The 16,188-nt window shown below is 55.7% G+C and carries 17 protein-coding genes and 1 pseudogene; 8 read left to right on the top strand and 10 right to left on the bottom strand.

The genetic code is table 11. The features are described from left to right. Positions 1-4 precede the first annotated feature (4 nt). The gene (ilvD, locus tag BDE40_RS16760) at positions 5-1,738 is read right to left on the bottom strand and encodes a dihydroxy-acid dehydratase (protein ID WP_134016513.1); all 1,734 of its coding nucleotides are present in this window, start codon (positions 1,736-1,738) and stop codon (positions 5-7) included. Between the two features lie 121 nt (positions 1,739-1,859). Here ilvD and BDE40_RS16755 point away from each other — a divergent pair, with 121 nt between their 5' ends. From BDE40_RS16755 to BDE40_RS16745, 3 genes are read left to right on the top strand one after another with little or no spacing between them, the layout of a single operon-like run. Beyond that, positions 1,860-2,762: a CPBP family intramembrane glutamic endopeptidase gene (locus tag BDE40_RS16755; RefSeq protein WP_162848118.1), complete on the top strand. Its 903-nt coding sequence runs from the start codon at positions 1,860-1,862 to the stop codon at positions 2,760-2,762. Positions 2,763-2,817: 55 nt separating this feature from the next. After that, positions 2,818-3,738, top strand: a complete 921-nt coding sequence (gene accD, locus BDE40_RS16750) for an acetyl-CoA carboxylase, carboxyltransferase subunit beta (protein WP_134016508.1) — start codon at positions 2,818-2,820, stop codon at positions 3,736-3,738. Next, positions 3,735-5,006, top strand: coding sequence for a bifunctional folylpolyglutamate synthase/dihydrofolate synthase (locus BDE40_RS16745; protein ID WP_134016506.1), 1,272 nt, complete (start codon positions 3,735-3,737; stop codon positions 5,004-5,006). The genes accD and BDE40_RS16745 overlap by 4 nt, the downstream gene beginning before the upstream one ends. On the opposite strand, the gene zapE is transcribed toward BDE40_RS16745, so the two are convergent. Continuing rightward, positions 5,003-6,085, bottom strand: coding sequence for a cell division protein ZapE (gene zapE, locus BDE40_RS16740; protein WP_134016504.1), 1,083 nt, complete (start codon positions 6,083-6,085; stop codon positions 5,003-5,005). The two genes, BDE40_RS16745 and zapE, sit on opposite strands and share 4 nt — an antisense overlap. Before the next feature lie 84 nt (positions 6,086-6,169). On the opposite strand from zapE, the gene BDE40_RS16735 reads away from it, so the two are divergent. Further along, the gene (locus BDE40_RS16735; protein WP_134016502.1) at positions 6,170-7,408 is read left to right on the top strand and encodes an MFS transporter; all 1,239 of its coding nucleotides are present in this window, start codon (positions 6,170-6,172) and stop codon (positions 7,406-7,408) included. Here BDE40_RS16735 and BDE40_RS16730 read toward each other — a convergent pair. The 6 genes and pseudogenes from BDE40_RS16730 to mbfA all read right to left on the bottom strand — a co-directional run. Continuing rightward, a pseudogene (locus BDE40_RS16730) lies at positions 7,396-7,632 on the bottom strand (phytanoyl-CoA dioxygenase family protein); the annotation flags it as partial. The gene BDE40_RS16735 and the pseudogene BDE40_RS16730 sit on opposite strands and share 13 nt — an antisense overlap. Before the next feature lie 27 nt (positions 7,633-7,659). Next, on the bottom strand, positions 7,660-8,568 hold the full coding sequence (locus tag BDE40_RS16725) for an ornithine cyclodeaminase family protein (RefSeq protein ID WP_134016498.1): 909 nt from the start codon (positions 8,566-8,568) through the stop codon (positions 7,660-7,662). Further along, complete coding sequence (locus BDE40_RS16720) at positions 8,565-9,185, bottom strand: HAD family hydrolase (RefSeq protein ID WP_134016496.1); 621 nt, start codon at positions 9,183-9,185, stop codon at positions 8,565-8,567. The genes BDE40_RS16725 and BDE40_RS16720 overlap by 4 nt, the downstream gene beginning before the upstream one ends. Beyond that, the gene (fghA, locus tag BDE40_RS16715; protein ID WP_134016494.1) at positions 9,182-10,012 is read right to left on the bottom strand and encodes an S-formylglutathione hydrolase; all 831 of its coding nucleotides are present in this window, start codon (positions 10,010-10,012) and stop codon (positions 9,182-9,184) included. The genes BDE40_RS16720 and fghA overlap by 4 nt, the downstream gene beginning before the upstream one ends. A gap of 10 nt (positions 10,013-10,022) precedes the next feature. Then, positions 10,023-10,946 carry an AEC family transporter gene (locus BDE40_RS16710; RefSeq protein WP_134016492.1) on the bottom strand — a complete coding sequence of 308 codons (924 nt, stop codon included), beginning with the start codon at positions 10,944-10,946 and terminating at the stop codon, positions 10,023-10,025. A 42-nt stretch (positions 10,947-10,988) separates the two neighbouring features. Continuing rightward, positions 10,989-11,963, bottom strand: coding sequence for an iron exporter MbfA (gene mbfA, locus BDE40_RS16705; RefSeq protein ID WP_134016490.1), 975 nt, complete (start codon positions 11,961-11,963; stop codon positions 10,989-10,991). Between the two features lie 165 nt (positions 11,964-12,128). Between mbfA and BDE40_RS16700 the strand changes: the two genes are divergently transcribed. After that, positions 12,129-12,395, top strand: coding sequence for a hypothetical protein (locus BDE40_RS16700; protein WP_134016488.1), 267 nt, complete (start codon positions 12,129-12,131; stop codon positions 12,393-12,395). Between the two features lie 122 nt (positions 12,396-12,517). Beyond that, positions 12,518-13,135, top strand: a complete 618-nt coding sequence (locus BDE40_RS16695) for a TetR/AcrR family transcriptional regulator (RefSeq protein WP_073144817.1) — start codon at positions 12,518-12,520, stop codon at positions 13,133-13,135. Here BDE40_RS16695 and BDE40_RS16690 read toward each other — a convergent pair. After that, on the bottom strand, positions 13,132-13,848 hold the full coding sequence (locus tag BDE40_RS16690) for an NYN domain-containing protein (protein ID WP_134016486.1): 717 nt from the start codon (positions 13,846-13,848) through the stop codon (positions 13,132-13,134). The two genes, BDE40_RS16695 and BDE40_RS16690, sit on opposite strands and share 4 nt — an antisense overlap. After that, a complete protein-coding gene (locus tag BDE40_RS16685) occupies positions 13,848-14,960 on the bottom strand; it encodes an S-(hydroxymethyl)glutathione dehydrogenase/class III alcohol dehydrogenase (RefSeq protein WP_134016713.1) in 1,113 nt (370 codons plus the stop codon). Before BDE40_RS16685 ends, BDE40_RS16690 begins: the two co-directional genes overlap by 1 nt. A 117-nt stretch (positions 14,961-15,077) precedes the next feature. Between BDE40_RS16685 and BDE40_RS16680 the strand changes: the two genes are divergently transcribed. Together BDE40_RS16680 and mtgA are read left to right on the top strand one after the other, a co-directional pair. Next, positions 15,078-15,335, top strand: a complete 258-nt coding sequence (locus BDE40_RS16680; protein ID WP_162848117.1) for an I78 family peptidase inhibitor — start codon at positions 15,078-15,080, stop codon at positions 15,333-15,335. A 56-nt stretch (positions 15,336-15,391) separates the two neighbouring features. Further along, positions 15,392-16,159: a monofunctional biosynthetic peptidoglycan transglycosylase gene (mtgA, locus tag BDE40_RS16675; RefSeq protein WP_134016484.1), complete on the top strand. Its 768-nt coding sequence runs from the start codon at positions 15,392-15,394 to the stop codon at positions 16,157-16,159. Positions 16,160-16,188: the final 29 nt, after the last annotated feature.

Here is a 16,188-nt window from a genome sequence, read left to right as displayed (position 1 = left end):
TGGATCAGAGATCCATGTAGATATGCTGTTCTTTCTTGGCACCCGGATGGGTACACGCGCCAAACTTCGCAGAGCCAACCAGTTGCGAATACTTCCACAGAGCACCGGAGGCGTAAATCGTGTCGCGCGGGCCTTTCCAGTTGGCTTTGCGCTCTGCGAGTTCGTCATCGGTAAGATCCACACTGATTTCACCAGAGATGGCGTTCAACGTAATCACGTCACCGTTCTTAAGTAGCGCAATCGGACCACCATGCGCAGCTTCTGGGCCGACATGGCCCACGCAGAACCCGCGGGTCGCCCCAGAGAAACGACCGTCAGTGATCAACGCCACCTTCTTTCCCATGCCTTGGCCGGAAAGTGCCGCAGTGGTCGCCAGCATTTCGCGCATGCCGGGGCCGCCCGCCGGTCCTTCGTTGCGGATAACCAGTACTTCGCCTTCTTCGTATTCGCGCTTTTGAACCGCGTCGAACGCATCTTCTTCGCACTCGAACACACGCGCTGGGCCGGTGAACATCTGGTGCTGCGACGACATGCCCGCGACCTTCACGATTGCGCCTTCAGGGGCAAGGTTACCCTTGAGGCCAACAACACCGCCTGTTTTCGACAGAGGCTCGCCGATGGAGTAAATTACCTTGCCGTCAGCTTCCAATTCCACGCGGTCGATTTCTTCACCGATCGAGTAGCCGGTCGCGGTCATGCAGTCTTCGTTGATCAGACCCGCTTTGCGCAGCTCTTTCATGATGACAGGAACGCCGCCCGCTTCATAAAGGTCTTTGGCAACATACTGCCCGCCGGGCTTCAAATCGACGAAGTATGGCGTGTCGCGGAAAATTTCGCAGACGTCATCCAGATCGAAGTCGATACCAGCCTCGTGCGCCATTGCTGGCAGGTGCAGGCCAGCATTGGTCGAACCACCGGTACAGGCCACAACCCGCGCTGCGTTCTGCAGGGACTCCAGCGTCACGATATCCCGCGCGCGAATGTTCTTCTCCAGCAGGTTCATGACGGCTTGACCGGATGCGATGGAATAGTGGTCGCGGCTTTCATATGGCGCAGGTGCACCAGCGGAGTTTGGCAGCGCCAAACCAATCGCCTCGGACACGCAGGCCATGGTGTTGGCCGTGAACTGACCACCACAAGCGCCCGCAGAGGGGCAAGCAACGCGCTCTAGCGTGCGCAGGGCTTCGTCGGACATGTTGCCTGCTTGGTGTTCGCCCACCGCTTCGAATACGTCTTGGACAGTGACGTCCTTGCCGTTCAATCGGCCCGGAAGGATGGAGCCGCCATAGATAAACACCGAAGGCGTGTTGAGGCGGATCATCGCCATCATCATACCCGGAAGGGATTTGTCACAGCCCGCCAAGCCCACAATCGCGTCGTAGCAGTGGCCGCGCATGGTCAGCTCAACCGTATCGGCAATGGCTTCGCGAGATGCCAGCGACGAGCGCATGCCCTCGTGGCCCATCGCGATGCCGTCTGTGACGGTGATCGTGGTGAATTCACGTGGAGTACCGTTGCCTTGCTTGACGCCCAGCTTCACCGCTTGCGCCTGACGGTTCAGGGAGATGTTGCAGGGGGCGGCCTCGTTCCAGCAGGTTGCGACACCCACGAATGGCTGGTGAATTTCCTCGTCGCCAAGGCCCATCGCGTAGAAATATGACCGGTGCGGTGCCCGCGATGGGCCCTCGGTCACATGGCGGCTGGGCATATTGGTTTTATCGGTAGGTTTCTTCAGCATGGATGGCTCCCTCAAAAGCGTTGCGAAACGGAATAAAGCCCAAGCCCAACAGGCACAAGCGCGATTGCACCTCAGGTTTTGCGGCGATAGCGTGGCGAAAACACTGTTGAGGCGCTTGCATATGCTCAGAACTCCGGCTTTCGAGGCCTTCATTGCGCCCGCCCGCGCCTATCCAGCATTTTGGCGAATTGTCATAGGCGTGCTCACAGGCCTCGGCGTTTACATGTTGGGTGCAGCGGTTGTCCTATGGTTCGGGATCGACCTGCTCTCCGGTGTGTTCCCCGAACTGGAAGGTCTGGATGCCTTCTCGCTTCTTTACGGTAACGGAACATCGCCCGGCCAAATGGCCTTAATCCTTGCGACCTTTATCCCCATGGGATTGGGAGCCTTCGCGATGGCTGCGTGGCACTGGCGTGGTCCTGCCTCCCTTTTTGGACCTTCTACAAGCTTCTCGCGCAACTTCTTCATTGCGATAGCGGTGCTGGCCGCCGCGAATGTTACCTTCTTCGTGGCAGAGCGCCTCATCGCGCCTGAAACCTATACTCCCAATGTGCCCTTTGCGGCTTGGATCAAGCATTTGACTTGGGCAGTACCGTTGCTGTTCATCCAAACCACGTCCGAGGAGCTGGTCTTTCGGGGCTACCTCCAACAGCAGCTCGCAGCGCGGTTTAACAGCCCGATAGTTTGGATGATATTGCCAGCATTGTTGTTCGGTGCGGGGCACTACGATGATACGATAGACCTGACGCTTGCCCTTTTGATCGTGTTTGCCACGACAATGTTCGGAATTATCGCGGCGGATCTAACACGCCTGACAGGCAATCTGGCCGCTGCGATGGGCTTTCACTTCGCCAATAACTTTGTTGCGCTACTATTGGTCGGTGTTCCGGGTGAGCTGTCGGGGCTTGCACTTTACCATGCGCCGTTCACGATGGATGATACGTCCATCCTTACGAACTACATCATCCTTGACATAATAGTGATGTTTGTGATCTGGGCCCTTCTCCGCCGCGCGTTGCGTTGATTGCAATTTCCAAGCCTCGGGATTATCTGGATATAAGCAACGGGAGCAGAGCCTCATGAACTGGATTTCCAACTACGTCCGGCCAACTATCAACTCGCTATTCTCGCGCCGCGAGGTGCCAGAGAACCTTTGGACCAAATGCGACGAGTGCGGCACGATGCTGTTCCACCGAGAGCTGTCTGACAACCAGAACGTGTGCTCAAACTGCGACCATCACATGCCAATCACAGCGCGCGAGCGTTTCAAGGCGTTGTTTGACGGCGGCATATTCTCCGAGGTGACCGTACCTGCGCCTGTCGCGGATCCGCTGCACTTCAAAGATCAAAAGAAATACCCGGACCGCATGAAGGCTGCGGTAAAGAAGACCGGCGAGAAGGAAGCGATGTTGGTTGCCGAAGGCGAAATCCTTCGCACGCCAATCGTGGCTGCTGCGCAGGATTTCAGCTTCATGGGCGGCTCTATGAGCATGTATGTCGGCAATGCGATCATCGCGGCTGCTGAACGCGCCGTTGAAAAGCGTCTTCCGTTGGTGCTTTTTTCCGCCGCTGGCGGTGCGCGAATGCAAGAAGGAATTCTTGGTCTGATGCAGATGCCGCGTACGACCATTGCGGTCGAGATGCTAAAAGAAGCGGGCCTGCCCTACATCGTTGTGTTGACCCACCCGACCACAGGCGGCGTAACGGCGTCCTATGCGATGTTGGGCGACGTACAGATTGCTGAACCGAATGCGCTTATTGGCTTCGCAGGCGCGCGTGTGATTGAGCAAACCATCCGTGAGAAGCTGCCAGAGGGCTTCCAGCGTGCAGAATATTTGCTCGACCATGGCATGCTGGACCGGGTGACACACCGCAAGAATATCAAGGACGAGTTGGTAACGATCATCCGCATGCTCACGGGCCTACCCCCTGCGGTGAAAGGCGATTTACCGGCACCAGAGGCCGAGGCGGACGCGAAACCTGCGGAACCTGCCAAGTGACACAATCCAGCGACGCCATCCTCAACAGGATGATGGCGCTTCACCCAAAGATCATAGACCTGACCCTTGATCGCGTCTGGCGCTTGCTGGAAACGCTTGACCATCCCGAAACCAAGTTGCCACCGGTAATTCACATCGCTGGGACCAATGGAAAAGGGTCAACACAAGCGATGATCCGCGCTGGGATGGAAGGCGCTGGCAAGTTGGTTCACGCGTACACCTCGCCACATCTGGCACGGTTTCACGAGCGTATCCGCCTTGCTGGGGAGTTGATTTCCGAAGAGTATCTAAGCGAAGTTCTCGATGAGTGCTACACGTCCAATGGGCCGGAATCGATCACCTATTTCGAGATCACGACTGTTGCGGCATTACTCGCCTTCAGCCGTGTTAGAGCCGATTTTACACTTTTGGAGGTGGGACTGGGCGGGCGGCTGGACGCCACGAATGTGATCGCTAAGCCAGAGGTTTCGGTGATCACGCCGATCTCTATCGACCACGAGAGTTATCTGGGTAACACGCTTGCCAAGATCGCTTTTGAGAAGGCTGGTATCATCAAGCGTGGTGTGCCTTGCGTTGTCGGACCTCAGCCTGATGAAGCGATGGAAGTGATCGAAGCACAAGCAGCCAAGCTTGGTGCTCCCCTTCTGGCGTATGGGCAGCACTGGCACGTCTGGGAAGAGCGCGGTCGGCTGATTTTACAGGACGAACGCGGCCTGATGGATCTGCCATTGCCCGCCCTGTTGGGTGCGCACCAACTCCAGAATGCGGGTGCTGCGCTTGCCGTTCTCCGGCATCTTGGCTTTGATGAGGCCGCCTGCGAAGCTGCAATGGTTCAAGCGGTTTGGCCCGCCCGTATGCAGCGCTTGAAGACCGGTCCATTGGTGAAGGCCGCAGGTGCCGCGGAACTTTGGCTTGATGGCGGTCACAACCCCGCAGCGGGGGAGGCACTGTCTGCGCTTTTGAAAACACTGCCCTCGAAGCCGACCCATTTGGTGTGTGGGATGCTTAATACCAAAGACGTCATTGGCTATATGAGACCGCTCGCCGAGGTCGCCCAAACTCTTCACGCTGTTCCAATTCCGGGTGAGCAGGCAACCCTGTCAGCAGAACAAACTGCTACTGCCGCGCGAAAGGCAGGGTTGCAAGCGCATGAATCTGAAACGGTCTTGGCTGCGATTGGTGATATTACAGCAATCGATCCAAATGCCCGCATTCTGATTTGCGGTTCGCTCTACCTTGCTGGTGGTGTGTTGCGCGAAAACGGCTAAGTTAGAGCCTGTTCAGTACCCCATTCCGCAGCCTGCATTTCGCGCAGCCGCGACGCGGTGCGTTCGAATTCGAACACGCCTTCGCCCTCAAGATACAGCCGTTCTGGTTGCGCAGCTGCTGAGCAAATCAGACGAACCCTGCCCTCATACAATGCGTCAATCAGGGTCACGAAGCGTTTCGCTTCGTTAAAGTTGTCACGCGAGAGGCAGGGAATGTTCTCAAGCACCAGAACGCGCACGTTCTCAGCTACAGCAAGATAATCTGCCGCGCCCAAGGGTTGCCCGCAGAGATCAAAGAAGCTAGCCCGCGCGATCCCGTTTCGAAACGCCGGAAGGGTCACATCGCGCCCTTTGACCCGAAGAATCAATGGCTCGGCTGCGCCACCCGTAAGGCTTTGCCAAATATCAGAAATCTTTGCCTTCGCCTGGGCGTTCGCAGGTGAGAAATAGACCTGCTCGCCTTCCAGCCGATCCTGACGGTAATCGGTCTCGGATGCCAGCTCGTGTACCGTCATACGGCTCTTTAGAAGGTCGATGAACGGGACAAAAAGATTGCGGTTCAACCCGTTCTTATACAGATCATCCGGCACTCTGTTTGAAGTCGTTACGATTACGACGCCACTGGCAAAGAGGTTTTCGAACAGCCGCCCGACAATCATCGCATCGGTGATGTCGCTGATCTGCATTTCGTCAAAGCACAGAAGGCGGACATCACGGGCAATGTCATCGGCAACCGGTTTGATCGCGTCGTCCACACCGGTTTTCCGCGCTTCGTGCATCTCACTGTGCACCTCTTGCATGAAGGCATGAAAGTGAACGCGGCGCTTGCGCGGCTCTGGCACGGTCTCAAAGAACAGGTCCATCAGCATCGACTTGCCGCGACCAACGCCACCCCACAGATACAGCCCCTTCACAGGCACATCATCTGTGCCAAACAGTCCGAACAGCTTCTTTTTACCTGTTGAACTTGCCATCTCTTCGGCCACGACATCAAAAAACGGCAGTGCCTCGATCTGCGCGGGGTCGGGGTCGATTTCCCCCGCTTGGACCTTGGCGTTGTAACTGTCTGTCAAAAGCATGTGGCACGTCTCATCAATATTGCTTACCTCGTGTCGCAATATTCGTGAATTGACGCAAACCTGAAATTCACCGACGGTCTCGCGATGGAACAAACACGTACCCCTCTTTTCACTCCGGTTCTCATTGTCGGTTGCATCATAATGATGCTCGGCTTCTCGATCCGTGCAAGCTTTGGAGTGTTCCAGATCCCCATCGCTGAGGAATTTGGCTGGCCGCGCGCTGATTTCAGTCTTGCTATCGCAATCCAGAACTTGGCTTGGGGTATCGGTCAGCCCATTTTTGGCGCGATTGCGGAAAAAATGGGGGACCGGAAAGCGATTATTCTGGGTGCTCTATTCTACGCTGCAGGGCTAGTTTTATCGTCTTTTGCTATCACGCCGGGCGAGCACCAGTTCTACGAGATACTTGTAGGTTTCGGTATCGCCGGGACGGGCTTCGGGGTGATCCTTGCTATGGTTGGCCGCGCCACGTCGGATGAAAACCGGTCGATGGCTCTGGGTATCGCGACTGCTGCGGGCTCCGCCGGTCAGGTTTTTGGCGCACCCGCAGCGGAACTCTTGTTGGGCTACTTCCCTTGGCAAACGGTCTTCGTGATCTTCGCCGCAGTCATGCTTCTGTCGCTTTTCGCGCTTCCGCTTATGCGCGCACCCATGGCGACACGGTCGGAGCTGGAAGACAGTTTAGGGACTGTCCTCAAGCGTGCCTTCAGGGATCCATCCTATACGATGATCTTTCTGGGATTCTTCTCCTGCGGCTATCAACTCGGATTTATCACCGCTCACTTTCCGGCATTCATCACAGAGGTATGCGGTCCAATCTCGGGCGGCGGCTTGTTGGCGGGTATGGGGATCACCACCACATCTGCATTGGGCGCGCTGTCCATTGCTCTGATCGGGCTGTCCAATATCGGTGGAACGATCCTTGCGGGGTATCTGGGAAAGCGGCATTCCAAGAAATACCTGCTTGCGGGCATTTACGCAGGGCGAACGGTCGTTGCCGCGTGGTTCATCCTGACCCCAATGACGCCGACAACGGTGATCATCTTCAGCCTTGCGATGGGGAGCCTGTGGCTCGCGACAGTACCGCTCACCTCTGGTCTTGTGGCGCATATCTTTGGGCTACGCTACATGGGCACGCTTTATGGAATAGTCTTCTTTTCCCACCAGTTAGGGTCTTTTTTGGGCGTCTGGCTTGGTGGCAAGCTCTACGATGTGACCGGCGACTATACGCTGGTTTGGTGGATAGGGATCGGCGTTGGTGCGTTCAGTGCGATCGTGCATTTACCCGTGCGGGAAAAGCCGTGGGCGGCTCAGCCGGTGTAGACCACGGGAAACCAGTCCTTGCGTAACTTGTCACCGGCTTTCATCCCGTGACCGGGGAAGTGCGGAAAGGTGCGACCGCGCCGTTCAACAAACCGCGCGTCTTCCCCGACAAACCGCAATGACAACGCGCGGCGGCGGCTTGCCGTTTCATTGCCGTGCGCACTGTGGGCGGTTTGGAAGTCGAACAAGACCGCATCGCCCGGGTCCTTCGACCATTTCAGAGCTTCGTCATCGGCAGGGCTGGTCGGAAATCATGCGGCTTTCCATTGATCAAGGATATAGCGGCAGGTCATCAAATCCAGATGCGCGCCACCCCCATTTTTGCAGATTGTAATGTCATCGGGCGATCGTGTGAATGCGCTTGGCGTATAGAAATCGCCCAGAACATCACCACGCTGTATTGCTCCACTCTCTAGCGGGATTTTCAACTCACCGATATGGTCCAATGTAGTCTCGAAGCTATCAACAAACAGCTTCGCGCGTTGCATCGCCTTGTCGTCAACTTCCCGCATATCTGGGCGGTAAGCGCCAATCAGGTCCAGATGCTGGCCAGCTTGCAGCCATTCACCTTTAAGAATTGGGGTTGTTGTCATTGTGGCAGTGCAGATGATCTGGGCCTGCTGGACGGCATCAGCCAAATCCAAGATGGCGGTCGCTCCATTGGCCTCGGCGAAGGTCGTCGCGTATTCCGTATTTCTACCCCAAACAGTAAAACGCGCATGTGGAAAAGCGCTGCGATAGGCGTCGATCATATTGCCTGCAACAGTGCCAGTTCCGATCACAAGGATCGTGTCCGGATCAGGGTTTGCTAATAGTTTCGCGGCATACAGACTGTCACCCGCAGTCTTCCATTTGGTGACCAGATGGAAGTCAACCAGCGCTTCCAGTTCTCCGGTCTTGTCGGAAAACATCGAGACCGACCCATTGACCGCGGGTCGCCTCGCAGCTTTGTTTCCGGGAAAAATTGTGGCGGACTTCACAGCCACACCCAAGCCATCGATCCAAGCGGAACGCGACAGCAACGTATCGGGGTCGCGATACAAGAAGGTATCGCCAATCGCGGCTTTAGGCAGCGTATGACCCGCGGCGAGCGCGTTTGTCAGGCCAGCCCAGCTAATAGCAGCCTCGCCTTCTTCGAATCCGATGATGTCGATGCTCAAGCTGCGGCCTCCTCGGCACTTAAAAGCCCGTGTGATACCAAGCAGTCTGCCCAGCCTTGCGGGTTTTCGAACAGGTGGGCCTTCCAGCCCCGCGATAGCGCCATGTCGATGTTATCGGCGCGGTCGTCGGCAAACAGCAAGGTTTCAGGTGCAAGGCCACAATCATCTTCCAGCATCTGGTAGATTTTCGGGTCAGGCTTGATCACCTGCATGTGGCCGGAAATGTAGCGACGATCAAACTCGCCAAGGTAGCTATACACCGTTTCGGCATAGTCAAAGCTGCCGATGCCAAAATTGCTGAGCGCAAAAACTGGAACGCTTTTGCTGCGCAAGGCCCGAAGCAGCTTCACGGAATGGTCTATGGTGGGCGATGCCATTTCAATCCAGTGATCATGCCACATGCGAATTTCTTCGCGCCATTTCGGGTATGCTTCTGCTGCCTCGTAGATCGTCTCTTTGAACGGTCCACCCAGATCAACCTTGTCGTTCATTCCGTGCAGGTCGACTTCGGCGAACATTGCCTTGCGACGGTTTTCCCCGATTGCGCTGTCATAAAAACGCTCCGGTTGCCATTCGATCAGCACATTGCCGATGTCGAAGATAACTGCCTTGATCATGCGTATAGGGCCTCCGCGTGGAAGGTGATGTGGTCTTCCATGAAGGTGGAGACGAAGAAATATGAGTGATCATAGCCAGGCTGCATCCTGAAGATAATTTCCTGACGTTTTGCAGCCGCGGCTTGGGCGAGCGTCTCGGGTTTCAGCAGGTCGAGGAATTGGTCCTTCGTGCCTGTGTCGATCAAAACAGGCCCGTCAAAGCCGTGTTTCGCCATTAGCAGGCTGGCATCATGTTCGGCCCACTCGTCCTCTTCAAAGCCAAGATAGGCCGTAAACTGTCTGCGCCCCCAATCTGAATCGGTGGGATTGCAGATCGGAGAGAAGGCCGAAACACTGGCAAAGCGGCCGGTTTCGCGCATCGCGATGGTTAGAGCACCATGACCGCCCATCGAGTGGCCGGTGATCGCTTGCCGCGTCACATCCAGCGGGAACTTGTCGAATACCAGATCGGTCAAATCCTTGGTGATGTAGTCATACATCTGAAAATGCGGCGCCCACGGGTTTTGTGTGGCGTTGACGTAGAACCCTGCGCCTTGGCCCAGATCGAATGCCTCATCATTAGCGATATCATCACCACGGGGCGACGTATCCGGGAAGATCAACGCGATACCTTGTTCCGCAGCCCATCCTTGGGCGGATGCTTTCACCATGGCATTTTCGTGGGTGCAGGTCAGGCCGGACAGATACCACAGGACGGGAACGGGACCATCCTTCGCCTCTGCGGGTAGAAACAGCCCGAAGGTCATATCGCAATCGCAACTTTCGGAGCGGTGGGAGTAGACGCCTTGGACTCCGCCAAAGCATGCGTTTTCGGAAATGGTGTCCATGATGTCTCCTTTAGCTGACCCAGCCGATTACAAGCGACACGGTCAGAATGCTGGCGGCGGTTGAAATAAGAATACTGGCGGAAACCCGCGTCGGGGCAACCCCATAATGCTGGGCGATCATGTAAACATTGCCAGCGACTGGCAATGCGGCGGCGGCAATCATCACTGAAGCCGAATAGGGGTCCACCGCAAACAGCCACAACGCCGAGATAGCAACCGCAGCGGGATGAAGCACCAGCTTCGAGAAGGACAGCCAAGTTGCCACCTCCATGCGTTCGGCCGATTTGGTCGCGAGCGAAGCACCAATTGCAAACAATGCTCCCGGAGTTGCGGCGCCGCCAAGGATGGACAGGAATTCGTTTAGTGGAACCGGAATAGGCATCGCGGAAGCGGACCAAGCAAACCCAAGCACGATAGACACGATCATCGGGTTTTTGATCAGTCCCGTTCCTACGGTTTTAAGTATCCCGAGTGACATGCGCCCGTCGCGCGATCCGGTGATCAGGATAACAACGAGGCTGCCGAAGAAGATCAGGTCCACCGCCAAGATCAACATTACGGGCCCGATGGCGTTTTCTCCCATGAGAAGAACCAGCATCGGTACGCCAAGGAACCCAACATTACCGATAACGCCGCATTGCGCTTCGATGGCTGCTTCCTCAACCGATCGCCAGCGTAGCAGTGCGACGGAGGTGACGATCAGATAGACCAGCGCCGTGGCCCAGAAATAGGCGACGATGTAGGTCCAGTCCAAAATTTCGGCCAGTGACAGGTTGGCGGAGAACCGGAACAGCATTGCCGACAAGGCGAAGTAGAAAACGAATTTCGTCAAATAGCCGGTTGCTTCGGGTGTGAAGAACTTCACCCGTCCAGCCCAATAGCCCACACCGATAATGGCGAAAAAGGGCAGCGTTTTCAGAAATATCTCCAGCATCGCCTTCCCCGATATCACGGTCTCGGGAAAGGCAACAGTGGCTTAGCCGCTGCCGATCAAAACACCAGCTGCCAGAACCAGTGCGCCACCAAGCACGACCTGCAAGGCCGCGCGGAAGAACGGCGTTTCCATGAAGCGGTTCTGAATCCACGCAATGGCCCAAAGCTCAATGAACACGACGATGACGGCGATGGTGGTGGCAGTCCAGAAATCCGTGATCAGGTAAGGCAGCGCGTGCCCCAAACCACCGATGGTGGTCATTATCCCCGAGGCGAACCCACGCTTCCAAGGAGAGCCACGCCCTGACAATTGCCCGTCATCTGACGCCGCTTCGGTGAAGCCCATGGAGATACCCGCGCCGACCGAGGCAGCGAGACCCACAAGGAACGTGTCCCACGTATTGCCCGTTGCAAAGGCCGCGGCGAATATCGGGGCAAGGGTCGAGACAGAGCCGTCCATGAGGCCCGCCAATCCCGGCTGGACCCAAGTCAAAACAAACTGGCGGTGCGCGTCCTTGTCCTCGGTGTCGCGCACTTCGCCATCAACTTTCGCTGTCAAATCAGCAGCGGTTTGCTCGTGGCCAGCCTCCGCCGCAGCCAAATCACCTAACAGCTTACGGGTATCGGCATCGGTGGTTCGTTTGGCAGCAAGTTCGTAGAACCGCTGCGCGTCTCGTTCCATTTGTCCGGCCTGCTCGCGAATTTTTTCTAAACCGAGGTTCTCAACTAGCCAAATGGGCGAACGTGCATAGAAGCCCGCAACATGCTCTCGGCGCAGAAGAGGGATGACATCACCGAACCGCTTCTTGTGCAGGTCAATCAGCATCTGTCGGTGGGTGTCTTCTTCCGCAGCCATGGATTCAAAAATCTCGGCGGTTGCGGCAAAGCTGTCACGAAGGCGTTCGGCATATCCCCGATAGATGCGCGCGTCATCTTCTTCAGACGAGATAGCCAAGGCGAGGACCTCTTGCTCGGATAGATCAGTAAAGCGACGTCGGAAGCTGACGGAGGGAAGCATCGGGAACTCCTAAATTAGAATGGTTCTAAAATAGGGAATTCGTGCGCGAGTTCAACCCTTGGAAAAAAGTGAACTGATCGGTTCAAAAGATACTTGTAAAAGTAAACGACTCGGTTTAGATATCTGAATGTGAACTGAACGGTTCACTTTTGAAGGATAAGAATCATGAACACTCTCAAGTCTGCCCTGATCGCTGCCTCTCTTGCTTTTGCTGGCCCTGCGCTGGCTGACGGAGGTGCGTCATTCGTATATTTCCCCAACCTTACCTACCCCACACAGGATGTGACCGTGACCCGGGCTCAATCCAGCACGCTGGAGCAAGCCCCCAAGGGCTGCAGCTCGCTTGAACTTGGTGCGGGCGTTCAGAAAGAAGTGTGCGGCACTCTCACGCAATCTGAGCTGGTAAAACGCAAGCTTGCGCAGGACGAGTAGCTCCCCCCTACTTGGAAGTGTGAGTTTGGGCGGGCATCATAGCCCGCCCTTAATCATTGGCGGACATTGCCCAAACTAAACTGTATGGTCTATAATAGCTCATTAAGGCGGGAGACACTCACTTGGACGGAAACACACCTGAAATCAAACGCGGCCGCAAATACGATCAAGTGATCGCAGGCGCGCGCGACGTGTTTCTGGCGCAGGGTTTCGAAGGTGCAAGTGTTGACCTGATCGCGCGTGAGGCTGGCGTCTCGAAAGCCACGCTCTACAGCTATTTTCCCGACAAGCGCATTCTGTTCATCGAGGTTGCCAAGCAGGAATGCGCCTCGCAGGCTGATCGCGCTTTACAGGTAGATTCAACCGATGTTCCGGTCCGCGAAATGCTGACGATCATGTCGCATAAAATGATGGAGTTTCTGACCTCCAACTTCGCACAACGCATCTTCCGGATTTGCGTGGCCGAGTCGGATCGCTTTCCGGAACTAGGTCGCGAATTCTATGCGTCCGGCCCGAAACTGTTGGAAGACCGCCTGAGCGAATATTTCAAGCATGCCTGCGAACGTGGCGAGTTAAAGATCGACGATCTGGGTCTTGCAGCGATGCAGTTCCAAGAACTCGTGAAGTCGGAAATCTTCGTGAAGATGATCTTCAACATTATCGAAAAGCCGACCGATGCCGAAGTGGACCGTATCATCGACGGAGCAGTTGACATGTTCTTGGCGCGATACGGTGTCTAGTTAACCCGCCGCACCATTAGTTTGTTGCCGTCTTTGCGCGTCTCGAAATGCTTCAGCTTGCGCATCAGGTCACTCAGCTTTTTCTCACCATATGTGCGCGTGTCGAAATCCGGGTTGTCGGCCATGACAAGCTTTCCCAACGTACCCAAGTCATACCACTCGTCATCAGTGTTCATCTTGTCCATGGCTCTCAGGATCAGGGGCGTGGCTTTGGTCGGGTTTTCTTTGCTGGTGGATGGTTTGGGATCACTTCCACGCGCAGGTTCGGGTTCCTCAATCAGGTTTTCAATAAAGATGAACCGGTTGCACACGTTTCGAAGGGCTTCCGGCGCCTTTCGTTCGCCAATTCCGATAACTTCCAGACCCTCTTCCCTGATGCGCGACGCGAGACGGGTGAAGTCACTGTCCGACGACACCAGCACAAACCCGTCAAAGCGCCCCGTGTGCAATATATCCATAGCGTCAATGACCAAACCGATATCGGAGGCGTTCTTGCCCTTGGTATTTGCGGTTTCCTGATGGGCTACCAAGCCAAGCGCCCGGATTTTATCCGTCCATTTCTTTAGTTGCCCACTCGACCAATCACCATAAACGCGTCGCAAAGCCGGTTCGCCAAAGGTCGTGACCTCTTTCAAAACCGCCTCTGCATTGTCCGCAGGGATATTGTCGGCGTCGATTAACACCGCGTAAAGCTGCCGGGAACGCTCAGCCACTAGTAGATCACGACTGACCGGATCGACTCGCCTGAATGCATCAAATCGAAACCTTTGTTGATGTCGTCGAGCCCCATTGTATGCGTGATCATTGGATCAATCTCGATTTTGCCGTCCATGTACCAGTCAACAATTTTCGGAACATCTGTACGGCCACGCGCGCCACCAAAAGCAGTACCACGCCAGCTACGACCAGTGACTAACTGGAATGGACGTGTGCTGATTTCCGCGCCTGCGGGCGCAACACCGATGATGATCGATTCACCCCAGCCTTTGTGCGCCGCTTCCAAAGCGGTCCGCATCACGCCAACATTGCCGGTCGCATCAAACGTATAATCTGCGCCACCCTTCGTGAGGGCGACCAGATAGGCAACCAGATCGCCGTCAACCTCGGTAGGGTTCACGAAGTCTGTCATGCCGAAACGCGTCGCCATCTCGACCTTGGAAGGGTTGAGGTCTACGCCGACGATCTGATCTGCCCCGGCAAGGCGAAGCCCTTGAATGACGTTCAGGCCAATGCCGCCAAGCCCGAACACGATGGCGCGCGATCCGATCTCAACTTTGGCGGTATTGATTACAGCGCCAATTCCGGTTGTGACACCGCAGCCGATGTAGCAAATCTTCTCAAATGGGGCGTCTTCGCGAACTTTGGCCAAAGCGATCTCTGGTACAACCGAGTGGTTCGCAAAGGTCGAGCAGCCCATGTAGTGCAGAATCGGATCACCATCGAGGGTCGAGAATCTGGATGTCCCGTCGGGCATAAGCCCCTGCCCTTGCGTTGACCGGATAGATTGGCACAGGTTCGTTTTCGGGTTCAGGCAGTATTCGCACTCACGGCATTCCGGTGTGTAGAGCGGGATGACATGATCTCCCTTTTTCAGGGTCGTAACGCCCGGCCCTACATCCACAACTACACCCGCACCCTCATGACCAAGAATGGCAGGAAACAGACCTTCCGGATCTGCACCGGACCGAGTGAACTCGTCGGTATGGCAAATACCTGTCGCTTTCATCTCAACAAGCACCTCACCTTCGCGGGGGCCGTCTAGATTAACATCCATGATTTCAAGCGGTTTCCCGGCTTCGATGGCGACGGCTGCTCTGGTGCGCATGTTGTGATCCTCTTTCAGTGCGTTGAGGCCAACCTTGCGCATAGTCGCGCTGAAATCAATCGCCATGGGTTTGCTCTCGTATGTCAGACGCAGTAAACCGCTGGAATGCGATTCCTTTTGCCACTCTTGCTCCTGCTTGCTGCCTGTGATGATCAATTCGCAGATCCCGCAGATTTTGACGGGCAACCGCGTTGTGGCGCGGAGGCCTATTACAGCTTGCTTGGTAAAAAGGCGTCGGCATTGGACAACGTGGATTTGCCCAAATCTTCGCGGGTTCTGCGCCCCGATGACGTTATCACCATGGATTTTAGCCCCGATCGCTTAACCATTGATATCGATAGGTCCGGTCTGATTTCCAGCGTAACTTGCCGCTAGACATCCCTCTCACGTCAGACCTTTGACCGCACCCGCAATAGGGGTAGAACATCGATATGGCAAAGGCAGTAAAGAAACCCCAGAAACGGGCTAAACCAGCTTCGAAATCCAGGCAGGAAAAACCCAAACGCTCCATTTTCTGGTGGATTGGCGTGGTACCTTATCTGGCGGTACGTTGGGGATGGCGCTTAGTGATTGCGATAGCGTTGTTCATTCTGACTGTCGTGGTGCTTTACGCATTCGTGAATCCCCCTACCACGGCCTACATCTTCTCTGAAAACTGGCGGTTGGAAGATACAAGGCGCGACTGGCGTGATTTTGAAACGATCTCGCCTCATATGGCGCATGCAATTGTGGCTGCTGAAGATGCGAACTTTTGTAATCACTGGGGTTTCGACATGGCCGCGATCCGCGATGCGCTAGAAGATGGTGGCGGGCGCGGCGCATCGACCATTTCGCAGCAGACCGTAAAGAATGTGTTTCTCTGGCACGGACGGAACTGGACGCGAAAGGCGCTTGAGGCCGCGATCACGCCAGTGGTTGAGACGATTTGGACCAAGCGCCGCATCTTGGAAGTCTACATGAATGTCGCAGAGTTCGATGAAGGTGTGTTCGGCGTTGGTGCCGCAGCCCCTTGGTACTTTGGCGTCGACGCCAAGGATTTGACCATACGCCAAGCCTCTTTGCTTGCTGCGATATTGCCGAACCCGAAGGGTCGCTCGGCAAAAAGGCCGTCCTCATACATCCAAAAACGTGCGCGATCTATTGCTGCCGGGGCGGCTACGATCCGCGCTGACGGGCGTAATCAGTGTTTCGAAGGTTGAAAAACCTTCCTAACATTGCCATGACAAAC

It is taken from the genome of Litoreibacter halocynthiae (assembly GCF_004365635.1).
Lineage (GTDB): Bacteria > Pseudomonadota > Alphaproteobacteria > Rhodobacterales > Rhodobacteraceae > Litoreibacter > Litoreibacter halocynthiae.
The sequence above is the reverse complement of the archived record's forward strand: the minus strand, read 5'-3'. Positions and strand labels throughout refer to the sequence as shown.